This window comes from Nonomuraea sp. NPDC049714 (genome assembly GCF_044465295.1).
In the GTDB taxonomy this organism is placed as follows: domain Bacteria; phylum Actinomycetota; class Actinomycetes; order Streptosporangiales; family Streptosporangiaceae; genus Nonomuraea.
This window is the reverse complement of record NZ_JBITLM010000002.1, coordinates 529,804-551,500: the sequence shown is the minus strand read 5'-3', so window position 1 is coordinate 551,500 and position 21,697 is coordinate 529,804. Positions and strand designations below refer to the sequence as shown.

General features: G+C 71.0%; 20 protein-coding genes and 1 pseudogene. 13 read left to right on the top strand and 8 right to left on the bottom strand.

The features are described from left to right. The first annotated feature begins 17 nt into the window (after positions 1 to 17). The 4 genes from ACIBQX_RS09465 to ACIBQX_RS09450 all read left to right on the top strand — a co-directional run bounded on the left by ACIBQX_RS09465 (position 18) and on the right by ACIBQX_RS09450 (position 4,801). Positions 18 to 743, top strand: a complete 726-nt coding sequence (locus tag ACIBQX_RS09465; protein ID WP_397002438.1) for an amidohydrolase family protein — start codon at positions 18 to 20, stop codon at positions 741 to 743. After that, positions 740 to 1,474 (top strand): amidohydrolase family protein, encoded by a 735-nt coding sequence (locus ACIBQX_RS09460; protein WP_397002436.1) that lies wholly within the window; start codon positions 740 to 742, stop codon positions 1,472 to 1,474. Before ACIBQX_RS09465 ends, ACIBQX_RS09460 begins: the two co-directional genes overlap by 4 nt. 60 nt (positions 1,475 to 1,534) lie before the next feature. Next, positions 1,535 to 2,698 carry a DegT/DnrJ/EryC1/StrS family aminotransferase gene (locus tag ACIBQX_RS09455; RefSeq protein ID WP_397002434.1) on the top strand — a complete coding sequence of 388 codons (1,164 nt, stop codon included), beginning with the start codon at positions 1,535 to 1,537 and terminating at the stop codon, positions 2,696 to 2,698. Positions 2,699 to 2,788: 90 nt separating this feature from the next. Continuing rightward, on the top strand, positions 2,789 to 4,801 hold the full coding sequence (locus ACIBQX_RS09450) for a hypothetical protein (protein WP_397002432.1): 2,013 nt from the start codon (positions 2,789 to 2,791) through the stop codon (positions 4,799 to 4,801). Here ACIBQX_RS09450 and ACIBQX_RS09445 read toward each other — a convergent pair. Together ACIBQX_RS09445 and ACIBQX_RS09440 are read right to left on the bottom strand one after the other, a co-directional pair. Continuing rightward, positions 4,783 to 5,565: an SDR family NAD(P)-dependent oxidoreductase gene (locus tag ACIBQX_RS09445; protein ID WP_397002430.1), complete on the bottom strand. Its 783-nt coding sequence runs from the start codon at positions 5,563 to 5,565 to the stop codon at positions 4,783 to 4,785. The two genes, ACIBQX_RS09450 and ACIBQX_RS09445, sit on opposite strands and share 19 nt — an antisense overlap. Positions 5,566 to 5,758: 193 nt before the next feature. Beyond that, complete coding sequence (locus tag ACIBQX_RS09440) at positions 5,759 to 8,530, bottom strand: heparinase II/III family protein (RefSeq protein ID WP_397002428.1); 2,772 nt, start codon at positions 8,528 to 8,530, stop codon at positions 5,759 to 5,761. A 232-nt stretch (positions 8,531 to 8,762) separates the two neighbouring features. Here ACIBQX_RS09440 and ACIBQX_RS09435 point away from each other — a divergent pair, with 232 nt between their 5' ends. After that, on the top strand, positions 8,763 to 9,440 hold the full coding sequence (locus tag ACIBQX_RS09435; protein WP_397002426.1) for a histidine phosphatase family protein: 678 nt from the start codon (positions 8,763 to 8,765) through the stop codon (positions 9,438 to 9,440). Between the two features lie 133 nt (positions 9,441 to 9,573). Here the strand turns inward: ACIBQX_RS09435 and ACIBQX_RS09430 are convergent, their stop codons facing one another. Continuing rightward, positions 9,574 to 10,104, bottom strand: coding sequence for a uridine kinase (locus ACIBQX_RS09430; protein ID WP_397002424.1), 531 nt, complete (start codon positions 10,102 to 10,104; stop codon positions 9,574 to 9,576). Positions 10,105 to 10,176: 72 nt separating this feature from the next. Here ACIBQX_RS09430 and ACIBQX_RS09425 point away from each other — a divergent pair, with 72 nt between their 5' ends. Then, positions 10,177 to 11,334 carry a CaiB/BaiF CoA transferase family protein gene (locus ACIBQX_RS09425; protein WP_397002422.1) on the top strand — a complete coding sequence of 386 codons (1,158 nt, stop codon included), beginning with the start codon at positions 10,177 to 10,179 and terminating at the stop codon, positions 11,332 to 11,334. Between the two features lie 70 nt (positions 11,335 to 11,404). Further along, positions 11,405 to 12,895, top strand: a complete 1,491-nt coding sequence (locus ACIBQX_RS09420; RefSeq protein ID WP_397002420.1) for a carboxyl transferase domain-containing protein — start codon at positions 11,405 to 11,407, stop codon at positions 12,893 to 12,895. 5 nt (positions 12,896 to 12,900) lie between these two features. On the opposite strand, the gene ACIBQX_RS09415 is transcribed toward ACIBQX_RS09420, so the two are convergent. After that, positions 12,901 to 13,293, bottom strand: coding sequence for a hypothetical protein (locus tag ACIBQX_RS09415; RefSeq protein ID WP_397002418.1), 393 nt, complete (start codon positions 13,291 to 13,293; stop codon positions 12,901 to 12,903). Then, positions 13,290 to 13,736, bottom strand: coding sequence for a hypothetical protein (locus ACIBQX_RS09410; RefSeq protein WP_397002416.1), 447 nt, complete (start codon positions 13,734 to 13,736; stop codon positions 13,290 to 13,292). Before ACIBQX_RS09410 ends, ACIBQX_RS09415 begins: the two co-directional genes overlap by 4 nt. A 265-nt stretch (positions 13,737 to 14,001) precedes the next feature. Here ACIBQX_RS09410 and ACIBQX_RS09405 point away from each other — a divergent pair. Continuing rightward, positions 14,002 to 14,790 (top strand): annotated as a pseudogene (locus ACIBQX_RS09405) (RNA-guided endonuclease InsQ/TnpB family protein); the annotation flags it as partial. Next, positions 14,765 to 15,286, top strand: a complete 522-nt coding sequence (locus tag ACIBQX_RS09400; RefSeq protein WP_397003837.1) for an RNA-guided endonuclease TnpB family protein — start codon at positions 14,765 to 14,767, stop codon at positions 15,284 to 15,286. The pseudogene ACIBQX_RS09405 and the gene ACIBQX_RS09400, both read left to right, overlap by 26 nt. A 58-nt stretch (positions 15,287 to 15,344) precedes the next feature. Here the strand turns inward: ACIBQX_RS09400 and ACIBQX_RS09395 are convergent, their stop codons facing one another. Both ACIBQX_RS09395 and ACIBQX_RS09390 read right to left on the bottom strand, forming a co-directional pair. Continuing rightward, the gene (locus ACIBQX_RS09395; protein ID WP_397002414.1) at positions 15,345 to 16,136 is read right to left on the bottom strand and encodes a carbon-nitrogen hydrolase family protein; all 792 of its coding nucleotides are present in this window, start codon (positions 16,134 to 16,136) and stop codon (positions 15,345 to 15,347) included. Continuing rightward, on the bottom strand, positions 16,096 to 17,004 hold the full coding sequence (locus tag ACIBQX_RS09390) for a DUF418 domain-containing protein (RefSeq protein ID WP_397002412.1): 909 nt from the start codon (positions 17,002 to 17,004) through the stop codon (positions 16,096 to 16,098). Before ACIBQX_RS09390 ends, ACIBQX_RS09395 begins: the two co-directional genes overlap by 41 nt. 128 nt (positions 17,005 to 17,132) lie before the next feature. Between ACIBQX_RS09390 and ACIBQX_RS09385 the strand changes: the two genes are divergently transcribed. Further along, positions 17,133 to 18,299, top strand: coding sequence for a pyridoxal phosphate-dependent aminotransferase (locus tag ACIBQX_RS09385; RefSeq protein ID WP_397002410.1), 1,167 nt, complete (start codon positions 17,133 to 17,135; stop codon positions 18,297 to 18,299). On the opposite strand, the gene ACIBQX_RS09380 is transcribed toward ACIBQX_RS09385, so the two are convergent. Next, positions 18,296 to 19,405 (bottom strand): ring-opening amidohydrolase, encoded by a 1,110-nt coding sequence (locus tag ACIBQX_RS09380; RefSeq protein WP_397002408.1) that lies wholly within the window; start codon positions 19,403 to 19,405, stop codon positions 18,296 to 18,298. The two genes, ACIBQX_RS09385 and ACIBQX_RS09380, sit on opposite strands and share 4 nt — an antisense overlap. 129 nt (positions 19,406 to 19,534) lie before the next feature. Between ACIBQX_RS09380 and ACIBQX_RS09375 the strand changes: the two genes are divergently transcribed. The 3 genes from ACIBQX_RS09375 to ACIBQX_RS09365 all read left to right on the top strand — a co-directional run bounded on the left by ACIBQX_RS09375 (position 19,535) and on the right by ACIBQX_RS09365 (position 21,680). After that, on the top strand, positions 19,535 to 20,209 hold the full coding sequence (locus tag ACIBQX_RS09375) for an alpha/beta fold hydrolase (RefSeq protein WP_397002406.1): 675 nt from the start codon (positions 19,535 to 19,537) through the stop codon (positions 20,207 to 20,209). 142 nt (positions 20,210 to 20,351) lie between these two features. Next, entirely contained in the window at positions 20,352 to 21,437 is a 1,086-nt protein-coding gene (locus ACIBQX_RS09370; RefSeq protein ID WP_397002404.1) for an aromatic acid exporter family protein, read from the top strand. Positions 21,438 to 21,521: 84 nt separating this feature from the next. Beyond that, on the top strand, positions 21,522 to 21,680 hold the full coding sequence (locus ACIBQX_RS09365; protein WP_397003893.1) for a hypothetical protein: 159 nt from the start codon (positions 21,522 to 21,524) through the stop codon (positions 21,678 to 21,680). Positions 21,681 to 21,697: the final 17 nt, after the last annotated feature.

The window sequence follows — 21,697 nt, the reverse complement described above, 5'->3', positions numbered from 1 at the left end:
AAGGATAGTTTCGGTCTGTGCCGAAATTGGTAGTGGACGCCCACCGGCTGGCCGGTCCGGTTCCCTTCGACGACCTGCCGGTGGATCCCAGGGCCGACCTGGACCGCCTGGGCATCGATCGCGCCCTCGTGACCCACACGCTCAGCCTCTACGCCGACGCGCAGGCGGGCAACGACGCCCTCCTCGCGCTGGACGACCCCCGGCTCGTCCCGGTGCCCGTCGTGGTGCCGGGCGTGCCGGGGACGTCCACGCCCGCCACACCCGGCGAGGTGCCGGCGTGGGGCGCCCGCCTGATCCGGCTCTGTCCCCAGCGGCACCGCTTCGACCTGACCGGCGCGGAGACCCTGCGCTGGCTCGCCGAGATCGGCCTGCCCCTCGCGATCGACCTGGAGGAGACCTCGCCCGCCGAGCTGGCCACCCTCGCCCGGCACCTGCCCGGACAGCGGATCCTGCTGCTCAACCCCGGCTACCGCCGGCTGCGCCAGGTCGCCGCCCTGATGACCGAGGCGCCGGGCGTCTGGCTGGAGATGGGCACCGTGAACACGCAGGGCGCCGTGGAGTGGCTGGCCGAGCGGTTCGGCGCGGAGCGGCTGGTGTTCGGCACCGGCGCCCCGGTGGCCGACGACTGTGGCCCGCGCTTCCTGCTCGACCACCTCGCCCTGACGCCCGCCGAGACCGACCTGATCGCGGCAGGCTCCCTCGACCTGCTGCTCTCCGTCTCGTCCGGGGGAGCGGCCCGGTGATCCGCGACGCGCAGATCCTCGACGCGCACGGCCACGTCGGCACCTGGCCGGACTTCCTCATCCCCGACCCGACCGCCGAAGGTCTCGTGGCCACCATGGACCGCATCGGGGTCACCGCCATGGGCATCAGCCACCTGCTCGCCGTCGGCCCCGACGCCGAGCGGGGCAACCGGCTGGCCATGGAGATCGCCGCACGGTTCCCCGGCCGGTTCGGCGTCTGGCAGGTCTACAACCCGCACCACCGCACCCCGCTGACGCTCGACGGCGTCTGGGGCGTCAAGATCCACCCCGACGTCCACCTGTGCCGCCTCGACGACCCGCGCTACGACCCGGTCTGGGAGCTGGGGCTGCCGGTGCTCGCGCACGGCCAGACGGACTCGCCGTGGAGCGACCCGGAGCAGTTCGCCACGGTCGCCGCCCGGCACCCGGGCGTGCCGCTCCTGCTGGGCCACAGCGGCCTGTGGCCCAGCGGCTTCGAACGCGCGGCCCGCGTCGTGGCCGACCACCCGAACGTCCACCTGGACGTGTGCGGCTCCAAGATGACCGGCCGCTGGATCGCCCGCCTGGCGGCCCTGGCCGGGGCCGAGCGGGTGCTCTTCGGCTCCGACGCGTGCTTCCTCGACCTGAGAACCGGCTACGGCCGGGTGGCCCTCGCCCCGCTCTCCGACGCCGACCGCACCCTCATCCAGGGCGCCAACCTGGCCCGCATCCTCGGCCTCCCCACCCCCTGACCCACCCATCACGCCGCCTCGCCCGTCCGTCCGTCCGTACCCAGAGAAAGGGACGCTTCCGTGACCCTCGCACTCCACGGCGGCTCGCCGGTCCGCGCCACCCCGTGGCCGGGCTGGCCGCCGCCCCTCGACCCCCGCCAGCGCGAACTCGTCACCGGCGTGCTGGAGAGCGGGCTCTGGGGAGCCACCCAGGGAGGCTCGGTGGTCGCGGACCTGACGGCGGCGTTCGCGCGCCTGTCCGGCGTCCCGTACGGAGTCGCGGTCGGCAACGCGACCCTGGGCCTGTTCGCCGCCCTCAAGGGGCTGGGCGTGCGGCGCGGCGACGAGGTGATCGTGCCCGCCTACACCTTCGTCGCCTCCGCCACGGCCGTGCTGCTGACCGGCGCCGTGCCCGTCATCGTGGACGTGGACCCGGTGCACCTGCATCTGTCACCGCAGGCCGTACAGGACGCCCTCACCAGCAGGACCGCCGCCGTCATGCCCGTCCACCTGGCGGGCAGCCCGGCCGACATGGACCCGATCAACGCGCTCGCCGCCCGGCACGGGCTGAAGGTCGTGGAGGACGCGGCCCAGGCCCACGGCGCCACCTACCATGACCGGCCGGTCGGCGGTCTGGGCGACGCCGGCGTGTACAGCTTCCAGGCGAGCAAGGCGATGACCGCCGGCGAGGGCGGCCTGATCGTCTGCCGGGACCAGGCCGACCACGAGGCCGTCTGGTCGGTGTGCAACGTCGGCCGCAGGCTGGGCGGCCAGTGGTACGGCCACCCGGAGGTCGGCTGGAACCTCCGCCTCACCGAGATCCAGGCCGCCCTCCTGCTGCCCTGGTTGGACCGGCTCGACGACGAGGTCGACCGCCGGAACGCCTTCTGCGCCGCCCTGGAACGCGAACTGACCGGGCCCGTGTCCGCGGTGCCGCGGCCTCCGGGCACCACGCGCGACTCCCGCCACCTGCTCATGCTGCGCGTCGACGCGCCGGTGGACCGGGACTTCCTGCTGGCCGCGATGGCGGCCGAGGGAGTGCCGCTGGAGTCCGGGTACCCGCCGCTCGGCACCATGGCCGCGCTGACCGCCGAAGGCGCCCGGACCGAGCCGTGCCCGGCGGCGGAGCAGGCCGCGGCCGACGTGGTCTGGGTACGCCAGGCCATGCTCATGGACGACCCGGCCCGTGCCGCCGACATCGCCGAGGCCCTGGCCAAGGTCCTCGCCTACCGCGAGAAGCCCTGACCGGCTGAATGTGATCGCGGACGTCACGATTTCGGCCCTAACCGTAATAGATGCTTGACCTACGTAAGCCCCTGTTCTTAGGTTTCGGTCATGGTCTTAATTAAACGGGTGCTTCTCGCCGGCATGACCGCGCTCTCCCTGCTCGCACCGGCCGCCCCTGCGGACGCGGCCGGTGGCCGGGTGACGGATCTCGGCGTGCCGCTCCAGGACGTGCTGCTCCTCGGCGGCACCGTCGCCCCCGGCCCGGACGGCCCCCCGGTGCTCTGGAGCGCCTCGTCCGGCTCACCGGCCCGGCTCAACGCGGTCGACCCGGCCACCGGCGCCGAGGTCGCCTGGTTCGACCTGCCGGGCGCCGCCGGCGCCTGGGCGGTGGACGCGACGCCCGACGGCAGCGTCTACGCGGGCACCTACGGCGACGGCCACCTCTACCGCTGGACCCGCGAGTCGGGCGTCACCGACCTCGGCCGGCCGCTCCCCTCGGAGAACTTCATCTGGACCGTGGCAGGAGGCCAGGGCGCGACCGTCTACGGCGGCACCTCCCCGGGCGGCCGGCTGTTCGGCTACGACCCCGCCACCGGGGTACGCGACTACGGCAAGCTCTCGGCGGCCCACTCCTACGTCCGCAGCGTCGCCTACGCCGACGGCAAGATCTACGCCGGCACCGAGAATCCCGCGGCCCTCTTCGAGGTGGATGCCGCCGACGGCACGGTCAAGCAGTTGCCCACGCCGCCCGGCCTGGACGTGAAGGACAGCTGGGCGTACGACGTCAATGTGGCCGAGGGCTACGTGTTCGTCAGGTTCGGCGGCGCGTTCCCGGGGCCGTTGCACGTCTGGGACATCGCGGCCGGCCAGTGGGTGGACGCGCTCGACTCGGCGCACGGACTCGATGTGTCCCCGCCTGACGAGCAGGGCAAGGTCTACTTTGTAAAGGCGGGTGAACTGATCGGCTACGACCCGCGTACCCGTGCCGTCACCCCCACCGGCGTGCCCGTCACCGGACGGGTGGCCAACACCCGCGGCATCGGCTGGGCGGAGCTCGGCCTGCCCGACTACCCCGGCAAGAGCCTGGTCGGGGTGCTCTGGCGTGGTCTGATGTTCCGCTACAACCCGCAGACCGGCGCGAAGTCGTTCGTCCAGACCGGCATCAAGGGCGAGCCGATCGACATCACCGCCATCGCGGGCGGCCCCGACGGCCGCGTCTACACCGGCGGCTTCCTCAACGGCGGCTTCGCGGCGCTCGACCCGGAGACGGGCGAGGTGCGGGAATTCCACACCTTCTCCCAGACGGAGGCCATGACCACGCATCGCGGCAAGCTCTACGTCGGCGCCTACCCCGAGGCCCGCCTGTACGCCTACGATCCCGAGCTGCCGTGGCACAGCCCCGAATACTCGCCCAGCCCCGAGCCGGGCCCCGTGCCGAACCCCGCCCGCCTCTTCGACCTGGCCGCCGACAAGCAGATCAGGCCGCGCGCCCTGACCTCCGCGGGCAGGTACGTGGCCGCCGGCACCATGCCCGACCTCGGTCAGCTCGGCGGTGTCCTGGCCATCTGGGACCCCGCCACGGGCACGCTCAAGCACTCCCGGCGCGACGTGGTGAAGGACCAGAGCATCGTCTCCCTCGCCTACCGCGACGGCGTGCTCTACGGCGGCACCTCGATCTACAGCGGCCAGTCGGCCACCCCGCCGACGCAGCCGGAGGCCAAACTGTTCGCCTGGTCGGTCAAGGAGGACCGGCTGCTGTGGGAGTTCGTCCCCGCGCCCGGCAAACCGGCCATCCCCGCGCTGACGTTCGACGATCGCGGCCGGCTCTGGGGCATCGCGGGCGGCGAGGTGTTCGGGGTGAACGTCGCGGCCCGCGAGGTGGTCTCCCGCGTCACACTCTCCGCCGGCGCCGGCGCGAGCGGCCAGCTCGCGTTCAACCCCGAGGACAAGCTCCTGTACGGGGCGCACGCCGGCACGGAGGTGTTCACGGTCAGCCCGAGGACGGGCGCGAAGGCCGTGCTCAAGCGGGGCCCTGTGCACCATCTCGCGGTGCACAGGTCCGGTGACGTCTACTTCTCCGAGGGGCCGAAGCTGTTCAGGTATCAGCCGCTGACGCGGTAGCGCGGGGCGAGCTCCGGACTCTGCGCCCCGAACGCGGCAAGGTCGGCCTGGAAGATCGCGTCCAGGAGGCCGGCGTCCGCGACGCCCGGGGCGCAGACCGTCTCGCCCAGTTCCAGGCCGCGCAGGCTGGCGGTGACGACGTCCTCGGCCGACATGCGGGGCACCATGCTCAGGTCGAGGCCCTGGCGCTCGTGGAACTCGGTGGCCACCACGCCCGGGCACACGACCTGGACGTTGACCCCCGTGCCCGCGAGCTCCGCGCTGAGGGTCTGGGACATCGCGACGAGGTAGGCCAGCGTCCCGGCGTAGACGACGCGAGAGGGCATCTGGGAGTGCGGGGCGGGCCCGCTGAAGGCGATCATGCCGGCCATGTTGACGATCGTGCCCGCCCCGCGTTCGCGCATGCCCGCGACCACGGCGCGGGTGAGCATCGTGGGCGCGAGGACCTTGACGTTGACGAGTTCCGCGGCCTTGTCGGCGGGAAGATCGGCGAGCGGCATGTAGTGGGCGACCCCGGCGTTGTTCACGAGCATGGTCAGCGGCTCGGTCGCGCAGATCCCGGCGACCGCGTCGATGCCCGCGCCGGTGGACAGGTCAGCGGCTACGACCCGGACGTCGACGTCGGGGTGCGCCTCGGCGAACTCGTCCAGGCGCTCCTTCCGCCGGCCTACGATCACCAGGTCGTAGCTGTCAGCGGCCAGGCGCTCGGCGTAGGCCCTGCCGATTCCGGAGGTGGCGCCGGTGATGAGCGCGAGTCGGTTCATGCCTCAAGGGTGCGCGACGGCCAGGTGACCAGCCAGCCGTCCGGTTTTCCTGGGACTGCTGATACCAGGCAGCGCCGGGGGCCGGACAGCGTGCCCGCACATCTCAAGCCGAGCGTGCACCGCATGCCGGACCGGCTGTCCAGCACCCCTGTCGATAATGACCCGGCCGGTTGTACAAGAACATGAGTCTCCTTCAGGCGGCCGCGTAAATGAGGGCGCCCGCGCGTTCGAAGGGAACGACCTTACCGTTGAGGATCACTTCGGCGGCATTCGGCGCCGCGATCGCGATGGCCTTGGCCGGGTCGGTGCTCGCGGTCAGCCCACTGCCATCGATGCGTACGGTGCCGTCTCCGCCGAAGGCCACGGCCAGGTCCTTGACCGGGGCCGGTGCCTTGACCAGGGTCGCGCCGGCACGTTCGGCCGACGAGCCGTCGACCATCACGATCGACCCGGCGTCGGCGTAGAGCAGCTTGCCGTCGAAGGCGTAGGAGCCGAACGCGCGCGGCGCCTTCGTGGTCCAGGATTTGTAGTAGACCCCCGCGCCGCCGTTCAGGCTCAGGGCTGTCGCCTGGTGCGACGGGGTGGTGCCCACAGGGAGCCGTTCCACCGTCACCGAGGTGTCGGCCGCGCCCTTGGACGGCAGCAGGATGGTGTCGAAGGTCGTCCGGCCGGTGGCCGTCTTGACATAGGAGGCGTACTTCGCGTTCTCCACCGAGTAGAAGCGCGGCGCGTAGTAGCCGTCGCGCAGGTCGGAGTCGACCTCGGCCGGGTCGGCGGGGACGATCGTGAGGTTCGCGCCCGTCGCGAAGGTGGTGGTCGTGGTCTCCGTCCCGGAGCGGATCGAGGGGTTGGCGTCCGAGGCGAAGTGCCAGTTCTGCTCGTAGCGGTGCCTGGCGGTGGTGCTCACCGGCTTGAGCCGGTCGGAGACCACCCACAGGCCCGAGTGCAGCGACAGGACGGATCGCTCATGGCGAACACCGGCGGAGCTCTCGGTGTTCGCGCCGATCAGGTCGAAGGCGGGGTTGGTGATCAGATGCGAGATCCCGCCCGACGCCGTCGACGTCTGCGGCTCCTCGTCGATCTCGATCGTGTTGTGCGCCTCCGTGGTGCGCCGCAGCCACAGCGCCTGGGCGTCCGTGCTGTAGGTGAAGGTGCCCATGTCGGGCAGGAGTGGCCGGCCGTATGCGTAAGCGGTGATCGCCAGCTCGTCCGGGTGGCTGTGATTGCCGCGGTCGGCGTTGATCCGGAGGTGGGAGTCGTCGGCGGTCCAGCCGGAGCGGGAGACCGCGACCCGGGTGTCCGGATAGAGGGCGGAGGTGTGCGCAGGCTTCTCGCCCGACTTGCCGGAGGTGCCGACGTAGCGGAGTTCGTGGTCGTTGAGCAGCTCGCCCAGGCTCCTGAGGGTGCTGCGCAGGTCGAGGGAGTCGCTGTCGCCGTAGGCCGGGCCGTACCCGCTGGGATAGCTCTGGTCCATGAGGAAGCGAGCCAACTGCCGCAGCTTGGCGGTGGCGGTGAACGTGATGCCGTTTCGCCGCATGTAGGCGACGACGTCCACGTACTGTCTGAGGTAGCCCCGCAGGTAGGCGTCCGTGGACTCCTTGTAGCCGCCGTCGGCGTAGGTCGAGTCGTTGAGCTGGGCCGAGAGGAAGTCGGCGGCGTTGGTGCGCCACGCGGGCGCGGCGCTGAACTCCGGGAAGTAGACGGAGGCGTGCAGCAGCGTGATCTTCTGTGACTGCATCTTGTTCGGCGTGCCGTTGACGTTCACCTGCAGGTACAGGCCGGCCCGGTTCATCGTCTTGAGGATCGCGGTGTTGGCCTCGGCGGTCAGCGACGGGCTCTTGCGCAGGATCTCGTAGGCCGCGATCCAGTTGTGCAGGCGGCGCGCGGCGTGCAGGTTGCCCGGGTATGAACCGGCGCCCTGGTCGGCGTCGTAGGCGTCGGCGTCCTTGATGAAGTCGGTCATCAGGCCGAGGAGCGTGCGGGCGTGCTGCTCGTCGCCTGTCTTCTGGTACTCCAGGGCCAGCGGGCCGGCGAAGTAGAAGCGGGGAAGCTGGTAGAGGTACTCCTTGTCGGCGATGAGATACTCCTTGTCGACACCGCCGGGGAGCTTCCAGTCGAAGCCGCCGGGGTCGCCCTCCCAGGAGAACGTGTTCTGCACAGTGTTGGACCAGGTGCGGGTGGCCTCGTCGAAGGTCTCGGCGTTGCCGTACAGCATGATGTCCTTCGCGGTGTCGGCCGTGCCGGTCAGCGTCAGCTCCGCTTTCTGCACGCCGGTGACGCCGCCGAGGTCGAACCGCAGGTACGCCTTGCGCGTCTCGCCGGTGAACGGCCCGATGCCCTGGTCGCTGACCTGCATGTAGTACTTCGTGCCGTACAAGTTGCCCGGGTGGGCCGCCCAGATGTAGGTGTCGTGCGTGGGGCGAAGGGTCTTCACCGAGCCGTCGGCCAGGGTCAGACGGAGGGTGGGCTTGCCCGACCCCTTGCTCCTGCTGTTGATGAGGGCGATGGCCGCGTCCTTGTAGCGGCTCATCAGGAAGAATCCGGGCTTGCCGCTGGCGATGCTGCTCGTGACGTCCGCCGTGACCGTCTTTTCCCCGGGGCCGAAGGTCAGCGTCTTGATGTAGACCTCGCCCGATCCCAGCGTCCAGATGTGGCTGGGGGTCAGCTCTAGGGCGCCAGGCCAGGTCGTATGCGAGAAGCCGCCCGCCTCGATGGCCGGGCGCGCGCGGTAATGATCCAGCAGTCGCTGCTTGGCCAGTGCGTAGTCGCCCGCCTTCACCGCGCTCTCCACGGACTTCAGGCCCGCGTGCGCGTAGTTCAGTCGCGGCCCCACCGTCCAGGCGCCGGCGCTCCACCTGCCGAAGAAGCCCGCGTCGGACAACGCGGCCGCTGCGGCCGGAGGGGCCGGTACCAGGAACGCGGAGACCAGAATCAGGACGGCGAGCCACCGCCGCGAGGAAGACATGCACGCCAAAGTAGGGGTGCGCGGTATGTCTGCGGTATGTCGGGCGCAGGAGGGGCCAGGTGATACGCCCAGCGGGCGGCAGGTTCCGGATGAAGACGGGTTGGGTTTCGTCGGGAGCGCGAGCCCATGACGCCCACCACCCGGCGTCGGCACCTGAGCTGAAGTTGTGCTGCCAAAGGTTGAGTCCTCCGGCCGACCGTACAAGATTGAGGGTTTGTTGGAGAATGAGGTCATGAGCCCGACGCGGATCATCGCCGTGCGGCACGGCGAGAGCGAGGCCAACGTCGCCTACCGGCAGGCGGGCGACGACCCGCTGGTCTACGAGCGCGGCGACGACGAGGTGGCCCTGACCGAGGCCGGCCGGACGCAGGCCGCCGCGCTCGGCCGCCTGCTGGCCGCCCTGCCCTCAGGCGAGGCGCCCGAGCTCGTCTGGTGCTCGCCGTACCTGCGGGCCCGCCAGACGTGGGCCGTCGCCCACGAGACATGGGGTGCGGCCACCCTCCCGCTCACGGTGGACGAGCGGCTGAGAGACCGGGAGTGGGGGCTGCTGGCTCCCTACAACGAGGCCGCCATCGGATTGCGCTTCCCCGAGGAGCTGGCCCGGCTGCGGGCGGAGGGCGAATACCGCTACCGCCCGCCGCAGGGGGAGTCCTTCGCGGACGTGGCGGCCCGGCTGCGCGAGCTCCTCCCGGACCTGCGCGAACGGGCGCGCGGGCGGCGGGTGCTGATCGTCGCGCACGACTCCGTGGTGCTCGTGCTGCGGCACGTGATCGCCGAGTCCCCGGACGCGGAGCTGGCCGGTCTGGCGGAGTTCGCCCCGATCCTGAACGCCTCCGTTTCGACCTGGCACGCGGCGGACGGCCGGCTCACGCTGCTGCACTTCAACGCCGTTCACCACCTGGAGCCATGATCCCGCACCCCGGCCGGGAGCGAGCCACAGCGTCGAGCATCCTCCGCTGGCTCACCCAGCGGGTCGAGCAGGCTCCGGTGGCTCACCCAGCGGGTCGAGCATGTTCCAGTGGCTCACCCAGTGACGAGCGGGCCTAGGTGGTGATGATCTCGTCGGCCCTGGCGCGGGTGCCGTCGGCGGCGAACCAGGCGCGTTCGGCGGCGAACCAGCTCCGCCACTGTGCCGCGAGCTCCTCGCCGTCCCGGCCGAGGACGCGCCGCAGCCGCACCTCCTCGGCCGCCTCGACCCAGATGACGTACGCGAGCAGGCCCGCCGCCGAGGCCCGGGCCGTCCCCACCCCCTCGATGACGAGCACCGGCGCCACCGGCACCACGACACGGTCCCCGTAGTCGCCGCGTACCCAGTCATACCGGCGAAAACAGCCGGGCCGGCCGTGGCGCAGGGGCTGGAGGACCTGCCGGTCGAGGGCGTCGAACCATGGGCCCGGCCCTTCGTCCCAGGGCACCGGGAAGTCGTCGCTGTGGATCACCTGGCAGCTCAGGGCGGTCGCCAGCCGGTCGGCGAGGGTGGTCTTGCCCGAGCCGGCGGGCCCGTCGACGGCCACCAGGCGGACCGGGCCGCAGGAGGGCGGGCGGGCCTGGATGCGACGGGCCAGGGAGATCACGGGGCCCAGGTTAGGCGACGGTGGAGGTAACCCTGAAAGAATGGCCGTTTCGGACCATTCTGGAGGTCGATCTTGCTCGGACCGCTGGGTGACATCGTGGTGCTCGATCTGTCCAGGGCCCTCGCCGGCCCGCATGCCGCGCAGATGCTCGGGGACCTGGGCGCCCGGGTCATCAAGGTGGAGCATCCGGACGGGGGAGACGAGTCGCGGGACTGGGGACCGCCCTTCGTAGGCCCAGGTCACGAAATATCGACCTATTTCCTTGCGGCTAATCGCAACAAACAATCCATCGCCGTCGATCTGAAGTCCCCCGACGGCAAGGAGCTCATCGAGCGGCTGGTGGCCCAGAGCGACGTGCTGGTGGAGAACTTCCGCACCGGCGTGCTCGACCGTCTCGGCTTCCCGGTCGACCGGCTGCACGAGCTCAACCCCAGGCTGGTCGTCCTGTCGATCACCGGGTTCGGCCATGACGGCCCCGAGGGCGGCCGGCCGGGCTACGACCAGATCGCGCAGGGGGAGGCCGGGCTGATGTCGCTGACCGGCCCGTCCGGCGACGAGCCGTACCGGGTGGGCGCCTCGGTCGCCGACCTGCTCGCCGGCATCCACGGCGCCTACGGCGTGGTCGCGGCCCTGTACGAGCGCGAGCGTACGGGCCGTGGCCGGGTCGTACGGACGTCGCTGCTGGCGGCGGTCACCGGCGTGCACTCCTACCACGGCACCGCCTGGACCGTGGGCGGTCAGGTGCCCCGCGCGAACGGCAACCATCACGCCTCGATCGCCCCTTACGGCGCTTTCCGGTGCGCGGACGGGATGCTACAGATCGCCGCCGCGAACGAGGTCCAATGGAAGAAAGTGGCCTCGCTACTCGACATTGACCCGCATATAGCGAAATATGCGACCAACAGGGAGAGATTCGCGCACCGGGATGAGCTGATCGCCGACATGGAGAAGGCCTTGGCCGCCCACGACCGGGCCCACTGGCTGGGCAGGCTCGGGGAGGCCGGAGTCCCGGCAGGCGCCATCCGCTCACTCGACGAGGTCTACTCCTGGGAGCAGACCCGCTCCCAGGGGCTGCTGGTCGAGGTGGACCATCCGGTGCTCGGCACGATCGAGCTGCCAGGGCCACCGCTGCGCTTCGACGGCCTCACGGGCATGACGCACACCGCGCCGCCCGCGCTCGGCCAGGACAGCGGCGACGTGCTCCGCTGGCTCGAAGAACGAGAGCGATGATCGGGTTTCACGGGCACCGATCGGCGCTCTCGTGCGTCAACATGGGATCACCGGTGGACGAAAAGGAGCGATGGTGAGCCGTCCGGACGCGCGTACGCTGATCGAAACGGTCCTCGACGGGGGCTCGTGGATATCGTGGGACGCGCCGCCCGACGACCCTGCGGAGCCGGGCTCCTCCTATGCCGAGGAGCTGGCCGCGGCCCGGGTCAAGTCGGGCTATGACGAGGCGGTGGTCACCGGCGAGGGGCTGCTGGGCGGGCGCAGGGTGGCCGTGGTGGCGTGCGAGTTCTCCTTCATGGCCGGGTCGATCGGGCTGGCGGCGGCCGAGCGGATGGTCTCCGCGATCGAGCGGGCCACCCGTGAGCGGCTTCCGCTGCTGGCCGCGCCCGCCTCGGGCGGCACCAGGATGCAGGAGGGCGCGCTCGCCTTCGTGCAGATGATCAAGATCACGGTGGCGGTGCAGGCGCACCGGACCGCGGGCCTGCCGTTCCTGGTCTACCTGCGCCATCCGACCACCGGCGGGGTGTTCGCGTCGTGGGGCTCGCTCGGGCACGTCACGGCGGCCGAGCCGGGCGCCCTCATCGGTTTCGTCGGCCCGAGGGTGTTCGAGTCGCTGCACGGCTACCCGTTCCCGGAGCACGTACAAGTGGCGGAGAACCTGCACGAGCACGGGCTGATCGACGCGGTGGTGGCGGCGGACGACGCGCGGGACGCCGCGATCGGCGCCCTGTCCGTGCTGTCCGACGACGGGTCGAAGGCCGTGGCAGGGGAGGCGCCGCAGGAGGATCTGCGGCCCGTCGAGGCGTGGGAGGCGATCACCCGCTCGCGCCGCGACGACCGGCCGGGCGTGCGGACACTGCTCAAGCTGGCCGCCACCGACGTGACGCCGCTCAGCGGCAGCGGCGCGGGCGAGAACGAGCCCGGCCTGCTGCTGGCCCTGGCCAGGTTCGGCACGGCTCCGGCCGTGGTGCTGGGCCAGGACCGGCGCAGGCAGCGGGCCAACGCGCCGCTGGGCCCAGCGGGACTGCGGGTGGCCAGGCGCGGCATGCGGCTGGCCGCCGATCTGGGGCTGCCGCTCGTCACGGTGATCGACACGGCGGGGGCGGCGCTGTCGAAGTCCGCCGAGGAGGGCGGGCTGTCCGGGGAGATCGCCCGCAGCCTGGCCGAGCTCGTCACCCTCGACGCGCCGACGGTCTGCCTGCTGCTCGGCGAGGGCGCGGGCGGGGCCGCGCTGGCGCTGCTGCCGGCCGACCGGGTGCTGTGCGCGCAGCACGCCTGGCTGTCGCCGCTGCCGCCCGAGGGCGCCTCGGCGATCCTCTACCGCAGCGTTGACTTCGCGCCGGAGATCGCCCAGGCGCAGCGCATCCGCGCCACCGACCTGCGCCGCGACGGCATCGTCGACCGGGTCATCCCCGAGGTGCCGGACGCCGCCTACGAGCAGCGGGCGTTCTGCGAGCGGGTGGGCCGGGCGCTGGAGTACGAGATCGCCGGCCTGCTGAAGCGGACCCCGGCGGACCGCATGGCCACCCGCCTGTCCCGCTACCGCACCCTGGGACGCTAGGGCCGCTAGGGGACGGGGATCCGTTCGATCCGGATCGAGAAGACCTCCTCGCGCGGCACCACGACCTCGTAGGCGCCGTGGTCGACCATCCAGTAGCCGAGGGCCTCGGCCTTCATCCCGCTGTGGCCGGTGTAGGCGATGTGCAGGCCGTCGTCGTCCTCGTCGAGCACGATGCACGGCTCGCCGCCGAACGTGCCGACGGTGCGGATCAGCACGAGCCCCTCCAGCTCGGGCCGGGCGATGGCGCGCCGCCAGTAGCCGGACGCGGGCTCGAAGCCGTCCAGCTCCTCCTCGCTGAACAGCACCACCTGGTCGTCGGGCCCGAGCGCGGCGGGGAGGGTGCGCTCGCCGAACCGGGCGACGAAGCCGGAGGCGACGGGGGTGATCTCCTCGCTCATGCCGCGGGCCGCCAGGTCAGCCCGTCGTAGTCGGCGAACGGCCGCTCGCCCTCGCCGGTGATGTGCACGATCTGCGCCCCTGCCGGGATCGGCGTCGGAATGGTGTGGAACTGCGGCACCACGTGGTCGCGCGAGGTGGTGAACCCGTTGCCGGCGAAGGGCGGCGTGTCGCTCCAGTCGCCGCCCATGTGCGGGCCGTAGGGCACGGCGTAGGTGTCGATCTCGCGCGCGTGCCAGCGCATGACGTAGAGCTCGGGCACCTCGCCGGTCAGCTCCGAGCCGTCGAACGACAGGTCCAACCCGGAGTAGAGCTGCAGGGGCGTGGTCAGCCTGGCGCAGTCCTGCACGCGGTAGACGTAGCCGGATATGACAGTGCGCTTGCCCGAAAGGTACGGCACGAGCAGACGCGGCGGGACCACCTTCTGCATCTGCGTTCCGATCACGATTCCCACTTTACCGAAGGTCCGCAGAATGCCCCGACCCGAAGGACTCTGGGGCGAGCTTGGGATCTCCTCGATCGCTTGGTGGGGCCCGGTCAGGGTCTCACAAGATCGGATGGAGCGGGAGAGCTCGGGGTGGAGTGTCCGTTCACCCGGTGTGGCCATGGAGGAGGCGTCGTATGTTCGAGTTCGCGGAGTGTGTGTGGTCCATTGCATAGTGCAATGGCTGCATCATGTAGCCATGTAGTCGTGTTGGGGGTGGTGTTCGGTGAAGCTGCGCTACAACTATCGGTTGTATCCGGACGCGCCCCAGCAGGCGTCTCTGGCTCGGTTGTTCGGGTGTGTCCGGGCGGTATGGAATGACGGGCTCGCCCGGCGTAAAGCCGCGTGGAAAGCCGACCGGGCGCGGATCAGCGGCACGCGGTTGCAGCAGATGTGCATCACCGCCGCCAAGCGGACTCCTGATCGGGATTGGCTGGGGCAGGTGTCGCCGGTGCCGTTGCAGCAGTCGCTGCGGGATCTGGACGTGGCCTACAAGAACTTCTTCGCCTCGGTGTCGGGCAAGCGCAAGGGCCCGAAGGTGGGCCTGCCGGTGTTCAAGTCGCGCCGTGATCAGCGGCAGTCGGCCCGGTTCACCACCACCGCGTTCAGGCTCCGCCCCGGCGGTGCAGGTGGCACTGGGGACGCGTTGTATCTGGCGAAGATCGGTGAGATCGAGGTGCGGTGGTCGCGCGAGCTGCCCGCCGCGCCGTCCAGCGTGACGGTCGTCAAGGACGCGGCGGGCCGATACTTCGCCTCGTTCGTCGTTGACGTGCCGGACGACAACCAGGCCCTGCCCTGCTGTGATGCGGAGACGGGGATCGATCTCGGGCTGACCCACTACGCGGTCACCTCCGACGGTGAGAAGATCGCCAACCCGAAGTGGCTGCGCCGCAGGGAACGCAAGCTGAAGAAACTCCAGCGTGCCCTGGCGCGTAAGCGGAAGGGCAGCGCCAATCGCACCAAAGCCCGGATCAAGCTCGCCCGTCAGCATGCCAAGGTCGGCGACGCCCGCCGGGATTTCGTGCATCAAGTCAGCACCACGATCATCCGTGAGAACCAAGCGGTGGCGGTCGAGGGTGGCCGTGCGGGGCCTGGCGCGGGGCAGGCTGGCCAGGAGCGTCAACGATGCCTCCTGGGGCACGTTCCTGCGCCTGCTGGAAGGCAAAGCGGCCCGCTACGGCCGCGCGTTCATCGCCATCGGCCGCTGGTATCCCTCCTCCCAGCTGTGCCCCTGCTGCGGCCACCGGATCGGGAAACTGGGTTTGGACATCCGTGCGTGGGACTGCCCCTCTTGCGGTGAGCACCACGACCGTGATGTCGCCGCCGCACTCAACATCCTGGCCGAAGGCATCCGCCTGAAGGATTTGAACGACCTGGACGACGTGAGGTCGGTGAACGACGTGGCCGCCGGGCTGGCGGACACCCGAAACGACTGTGAAGAGCAGGTAAGACCAGGAGAGGCGATCCCGACCCTGGCACCGCCCGAAACCTTCACCGCGCAAGCGGCGTAGAAGCAGCAGTAAACACCCCGCCGCGAGACGGGAGAACCCCAGTTCCGGCGGGGAGAAGTCAAGATCTACTGATCCCCAGAACCCGATGTTCGAGACAGGGCAAGGTGGCCCTGTAGGAGGCGGTCGCCTCCAGGTCCAGATGTACGACCTGGACGCCGGGTGCGGCGCCGAGGTCGGCCCGGACCACGCCCAGTGGGTCGACCAGCATGCTGTGACCCACGCCGTAGCCGTCCTTGGCCTCTGCCGGGTTGGGCGCCTGGCCGACGGCGGCGGTCCACATGGTGTTCTCCAGCGCTCGGGCGCGCACCAGGGTGACCCAGTGGTCCTCCTTGAGCGGGCCGGAGCCCCAGGCGGCGATGACGGCGAACATCTCGGCGCCCCGGTCGACGAGCGCCCGGGTCAGCTCGGGGAAGCGGATGTCGTAGCAGGTGACCAGGCCGACGCGGATCCCGGCGAGCTCCACGACGGTGGGCTCGGCGCCGGGGGCGACCAGCTCGGACTCCTTCGCGCCGAAGGAGTCGAACAGGTGGATCTTGCGGTAGGCGCCCTTGATCTCGCCGTCGCGGTCGATGGCCACGGCGGTGTTGTGCACCCGGCCCGCGCCGGGCTCGAACGTCCCGGCGATCACCGCGAGGCCGTGCTCCCTGGCCGCCTCGGCCAGGCCGGAGACGAAGGGCCCGTCGAGTGGCTCGGCCAGCTCGGAGATGCGCCTGCCGTAGCGGGTGAGCGTCGCCTCGGGGAAGATCGCGAGGTCCGCGCCCTCGGCTCCGGCCAGAGCTTCGCGGACCCTTGTCAGGTTGGCCGCCGGGTCAGGTGACACCGGGATCTGGCAGAGGGCGATTCTCGTCACGGCCCGACTCTAACCCGTTCGGCACGTACCGAAACCACGTCAGGCATCGCCAGATCCACTCAAGCGGTCCATACCTGTAGCGTCCCAGCCACCACCTGCTGAAAAGGACCTGCACGGCCAGCGTGACGGCCGCCACCGCGATCACCGACCAGCGGGTCGGATCGCTGTCGAGGAGTGGCTCGGCGAAGAAGATGACCAGGGTGCCGGAGACGTAGTTGGTCAGCGCCATCTTGCCGAGCGGCTCCAGCACCGCCGACAGCCACGGCCGCAGCGCCAGCAGCAGCCCGGTGGAGTAGGCGGCGGCCCCGGCGATGGCGGCGGCGAGGTAGACGGTCCAGTCGCCGGTGGACGCCCAGACGGCGACGAGCAGCGCGGAGGTCAGCACGCTCACCGCGAACGCGGGCGCCAGCAGCCGCCGGGGCGGGCGCAGCCGCATGAGCCCCATGCCGATCAGGAACGCGGCGGGGATGAGCAGGGGTCCGGTGGGGACGATGTCGGGCAGGCCGTCGAGCGGCAGGACGCCTCCGTCGTTCACCAGGCTCCAGCCGAGCAGCGCCAGGCCGAGCACCAGCACGGGGACGCCGCCGGGCAGGAACGACGCGGGCACGAGCACCAGTGCGCCGAAGAACGCGTAGTCGATCAGCACTTCGCCGGTGTACCAGGTGTGCTGGATCAGCCCGAACATCAGCAGCCAGAACAGCCGCCGCAGCAGCACCCACCGGTCGGCCCGCTCCAGGAACAGCACGAAGCTGATGCCGAACAGCAGGGAGAAGATCGGGTAGAAGCGGCTCTGGAAGAGGTTGTCGATGGCCCAGTCGATGCCGGTGGCCGGCTCGTGGCCGGCGTGCTGCCAGGTGTTGACCAGCATGATCCCGCCTACCGCGAAGCCGCGGAGGGCGTCCAGCTCGCGTATACGCGTCCCAGTGCTCAGAGAAACCACCTTACGAGGTCTCCAGCGGTCCGAAGATCACCGGCCCGGCCTACTAGTGTGAACATGTGACGGAACCACTTGTCTCCCGGATGCGCTCCTTCGGCACGACGATTTTTGCGGAAATGAGCGCCCTGGCCACCCAGACCGGAGCGATCAATCTGGGTCAGGGCTTCCCCGACACCGACGGGCCCGCGGCGATGCTGGACCGCGCCGTGCACGCGATCAGGTCGGGAGCCAACCAGTATCCTCCGGGCCCCGGCGTCATGGAGCTGAGACAGGCCGTGTCGGAGCACCGGGCCGAGCACTACGCGCTCGCCTACGACCCGGCGGGCGAGATCCTGGTCACGGTCGGCGCGACCGAGGCGATCGCCGCCTCGGTGCTCGCGCTGTGCGAGCCGGGCGACGAGGTGATCGCCTTCGAGCCCTACTACGACTCCTACGCCGCCTCGATCGCGCTGGCGCAGGCCCGGCTGGTCGGGGTGACGCTGCGCCCTTCCGGTGGCCGTTTCGCCTTCGACCCGGACGAGTTGCGCGCCGCCGTCACGCCGCGGACGCGGATGATCCTGGTCAACTCACCGCACAACCCCACCGGTACGGTCTTCACGCGCGAGGAGCTGACCCTCATCGCGGAGCTCTGCCAGGAGCACGACCTCGTCGCGGTCACGGACGAGGTGTACGAGCACCTCACGTTCGACGGCGTCGAGCACATCCCGCTGGCCACGCTGCCGGGCATGCGGGAGCGCACGGTGATGATCTCCTCGGCGGGCAAGACGTTCTCCGTCACCGGCTGGAAGACCGGCTGGGTGTGCGCCCCCGCCGAGCTGGTCACGGCCGTGCAGACGGTCAAGCAGTTCCTCACCTTCACCGCGAGCGCGCCCTGGCAGGTGGCGGTCGCCTTCGGGCTGCGGCACGAGGGGGAGTGGGTCGCCGCCCTGCGCGCCTCCCTGCAGGACAAGCGGGACCGGCTGATGGACGGGCTGTCAGCCGCGGGCTTCGAGGTGTTCGAGCCCGCGGGCACCTACTTCGTGCAGACCGACATCCGCCCGCTCGGCTTCACCGACGGGCTGGAGTTCACCCGCCGGCTGCCGGAGCTGGCGGGCGTGGTGGCGATTCCGACGCAGGTCTTCTACGACCGCCCCGAGCGCGGCGGCCACTTCGTCAGGTTCGCCTTCTGCAAGAAGGACGAGGTCATCGACGAGGCCGTGGCCCGGCTCAAGCGCCTGTCCGTCTAACCCTCCTCCTCCGACAGGTCGGCGATCGCCGCGACCGGGCCGCCGCCCGAGGGGCCCTGGTGCACCGCGGCGACGGAGACGAACACCGCCGGGTCGCCGGTGACGGCCGCCGCCACGCCGCCCACCGTGGCCTTGATCTGGCGGTGCCAGTGCACGTCGGAGTCGTCGAGCATGATGTTGCGCCGGCCCCGGACCCGGCCCGACGGGTCCGCCTCGCACTTCATGAAGACGTTCACCAGCCGGCCGCCCAGGTCGGAGTGGTGCGGGCGGGCCGGCAGCGGCAGGCCCGCGTCGCGGATCGCGTCCCAGATGCCGTCGGCGTCCAGGGCGTCGCGCATGACGCTGTGGCCGATGCGGTAGCGGCCGCCGATGCCCCGTACGTTGCCCACCAGGACGATCTGCGCCCGGTCCAGCTCCACGCCGGACGAGCAGGACGCGACCGACGAGTACAGCGTCAGGTCCTTGTGGATCTGGTCCGCCGACGGCATGTCGATCTCGCCGAGCGCCACCGCGACGCCGAGCGCGGTGGTGGAGTTGGACAGGTCCATCGACGGCCCGGTCTCCTCGATGGCGGTGTTCTGGCCGCGGCTCTTGGCGTCGGTGATGGTGGACAGCGTAAGCAGCGGCGTCTTGGTCTGCACGTAGTGGACGTCGCGCGGGTCGTCGATGCCGGCGATCTTCATCGCCTCACGCACCCCGGCCGCGACCTTCTCCACCATGGCCGGCCGGCCGATGTCCTCCGGCAGGATCACCTCGCTCATCGCCACCCCGACCGACACGCGCGGCTCGTCGGAGGCGACCGTGCGCGCGGGGTCCACGGTGGCGAAGACGGTGGCGTGCGGGCTCAGCACCCCGTCGGTGCCGCCCGACCACACCAGCGGCACGGTCTCCGGCGCGGGGTGGCCCTTGGCCGCCAGCACGTCGCGGAAGGACCGGTCGGCCAGGATGCGCGTGTAGTCGTTCACCCCGCCGTTGCCCTCGGTCTTGCCGACGACGGCGAGGACCCGGCGGGCCTCGATCACCCCGTCGTCGATCAGCCGCGCCAATCCGGAGGCGTCCGTGACGCTCTCGATCGGCACCTTGCGCACTTCGATCGGATCCGGCATTCCTCGCCCCTTCGCACCCGCTGGCCTGGCCCTTGATCGGCATACCCGGCTTCACGTTACTGACGCGGGAAACCGGCTTTCACCGGCAATGTCTGCCAACGTGGGAGGTGACGGCAGTAGTGTCGCGGTGTGATTCGCAAAGCAGTCGTGAACGGGATCATGCTCTCCTTCCGCGAAGAGGGCGATCCGGCCGCCCCGGCGCTGGTGCTGCTGCACGGGCGGACGGCCGACCACAACGACTGGAACGGCTTCACCCAGCACTTCGCGGCCCGCCACCACGTGATCGTGCCCGACCTGCGCGGCCACGGCGCCAGCGGCCATCCGGGGGAGTATCCGCTCCCGGCGATGGCCGACGACATCGCCGCCCTCCTCGCCCAGCTCGACATCGAGCGCGCCACGCTGGTGGGCCACTCGCTGGGCGGCGCTGTCGCCTACCACCTGGCGATCCGGCATCCCGGCCTGGTCCAGCGGCTGGTGCTGGAGGACGCGGTCCCGCCGGTTCCGCTGCTGGGCCGCGAGCCCGTGGTGGAGGACGGCTCCACCGGCTTCGACTGGCGCATGATGCACGACACCGAACGGCAGTTCCGCGAGCCGGACCCGGCCTGGGCGGCGGACCTGGCGACCATCTCGGCGCCGACGCTGGTGCTGTCGGGCGGCCCGACCAGTCACCTCGACCCCGGCCAGCTGGCCGAGCGCATCCCCGGGGCCAAGCTGGTGACCATCGAGGCCGGCCACCTGATCCACACCACCGAGCGCAGGGCGTTCATGCATGCGGTGGACGACTTCCTGGCCGCGCCCTGCTGAGCACCTCAGTGACTCCCGTGAAGATCTTGTACGGCGGGCCGACGTTGAAGGCCTCGTCAACGAGGTAGATGGCTACCGGTCCTTTTCGGCCTCCATGGACGGTGTGACCGGAATGTCATAATGATCGGCCAAGGTGGGAAGAGTGGCAACGAAGCTCGGCGAGCACATACGGGAGCGGTTGAGGTCGTTCGGGCTGGTGGCCCCCTCGATCGCGCAGGCCGCCGTGGGCTCGGGGCTGGCCTGGCTGATCGCCACGCAGGTGCTCGGCCACGCGCGACCCTTCTTCGCGCCGATCGCGGTGCTGATCAGCGTCGGCATCGGGCTGGGCCAGCGGCTGCGCAGGGTCGCCGAGCTGGTGGTGGGCGTCAGCCTCGGCGTGGGGGTCGGAGACCTCCTGGTCGCCTGGATCGGCTCCGGAGCCTGGCAGATCGCCCTGGTGGTGGCGCTGGCGATGGTCACCGCCGTGCTGCTGAACAGCGGGGCGCTGTTCGTGGCGCAGGTGGCCTCCTCCGCCGTGCTGGTCGTGGCGGTGCTGCCGGGCGACGACTCGGGTGGGCTGGACCGGATGCTCGACGCGCTCACCGGCGGCCTCGTCGGCCTCGCGGCCGTGGCGCTGATGCCCGCCAGCCCGCTCACCCTCGCCGCCAAGCACGCCTCCGGGGTGCTCGACGCCCTGTCCACGGCGCTGGAGCAGGCCGCCGAGGCGATCGAGAAACGCGACGCCGACCTGGCCGCCGAGGCGCTGGAGGAGGCGCGCGGCACCCAGGCCGCGGTCGAGGAGTTCGAGCAGGCGCTGCAGACCAGCAAGGAGATCATCATGATCTCACCCATGCACTGGCATCGCCGGGCCAGGCTGGCCAGGTACGAGACGGCGGCCGAACCGGTGGACCACGCGCTCAGGAACGTCCGCGTGCTCGCCCGCAGAACGCTGGCCGCGCTCGGCGAGTTGCGCCCGCCGCCGCTGGTGCTGGCCGAGGCGATGCGCGAGGTGTCGGAGGCGGCGCTGCTGCTGCAGCTCGAACTGGCCGCGGGCCGCGAGCCCGTCCTCGCCCGGCAGGCCCTGCTGGCCGTGGCGCACCGGGAACGGCCCGAGCAGCTCGGCTTCTCCGCCTCCGTGATCGTGGCGCAGCTCCGGTCGATCGTCGTCGACCTGCTCAGAGCCACCGGCGCCGGCCACGAGGAGGCGGACACCGCCCTCCCTCCGGTGGACGACCCACCACCCGGCTGACGGTCCCGGACAGGGCCGGTTTGCCCGCCGCGTGCCGGGTAAAGGCGGGGATATCACAGCCCTGACCAGGAAGGATTCCGCCTGATGAGCACACCCGACGAGAACGTGCCCGAGAGCGACACCGAGCCCCTGCTGGACGCCGAGGACGACCAGGAGCCCGTCGAGGAGCCCAGGACGCCGGGTCGCGCGGCGATGGAGGCAGCGCTCAAGGCGTCGGGCAAGGCCCTCAGCGACCTCACGTAGCGATCGCCGTACCGAAC

Excerpts from the sequence above, each read along its gene's own strand:
- ACIBQX_RS09445 (WP_397002430.1), bottom strand. The coding sequence starts at position 5,565 with ATGAACCGACTCGCGCTCATCACCGGCGCCACCTCCGGAATCGGCAGG.
- ACIBQX_RS09390 (WP_397002412.1), bottom strand. The coding sequence starts at position 17,004 with ATGCTGGTCAACACCTGGCAGCACGCCGGCCACGAGCCGGCCACCGGC.
- ACIBQX_RS09420 (WP_397002420.1), top strand. The coding sequence starts at position 11,405 with ATGGTGAGCCGTCCGGACGCGCGTACGCTGATCGAAACGGTCCTCGAC.
- ACIBQX_RS09435 (WP_397002426.1), top strand. The coding sequence starts at position 8,763 with ATGAGCCCGACGCGGATCATCGCCGTGCGGCACGGCGAGAGCGAGGCC.
- ACIBQX_RS09440 (WP_397002428.1), bottom strand. The coding sequence starts at position 8,530 with ATGTCTTCCTCGCGGCGGTGGCTCGCCGTCCTGATTCTGGTCTCCGCG.
- ACIBQX_RS09400 (WP_397003837.1), top strand. The coding sequence starts at position 14,765 with ATGCCAAGGTCGGCGACGCCCGCCGGGATTTCGTGCATCAAGTCAGCA.
- ACIBQX_RS09365 (WP_397003893.1), top strand. The coding sequence starts at position 21,522 with ATGAGCACACCCGACGAGAACGTGCCCGAGAGCGACACCGAGCCCCTG.
- ACIBQX_RS09415 (WP_397002418.1), bottom strand. The coding sequence starts at position 13,293 with ATGAGCGAGGAGATCACCCCCGTCGCCTCCGGCTTCGTCGCCCGGTTC.
- ACIBQX_RS09450 (WP_397002432.1), top strand. The coding sequence starts at position 2,789 with ATGGTCTTAATTAAACGGGTGCTTCTCGCCGGCATGACCGCGCTCTCC.
- ACIBQX_RS09380 (WP_397002408.1), bottom strand. The coding sequence starts at position 19,405 with ATGCCGGATCCGATCGAAGTGCGCAAGGTGCCGATCGAGAGCGTCACG.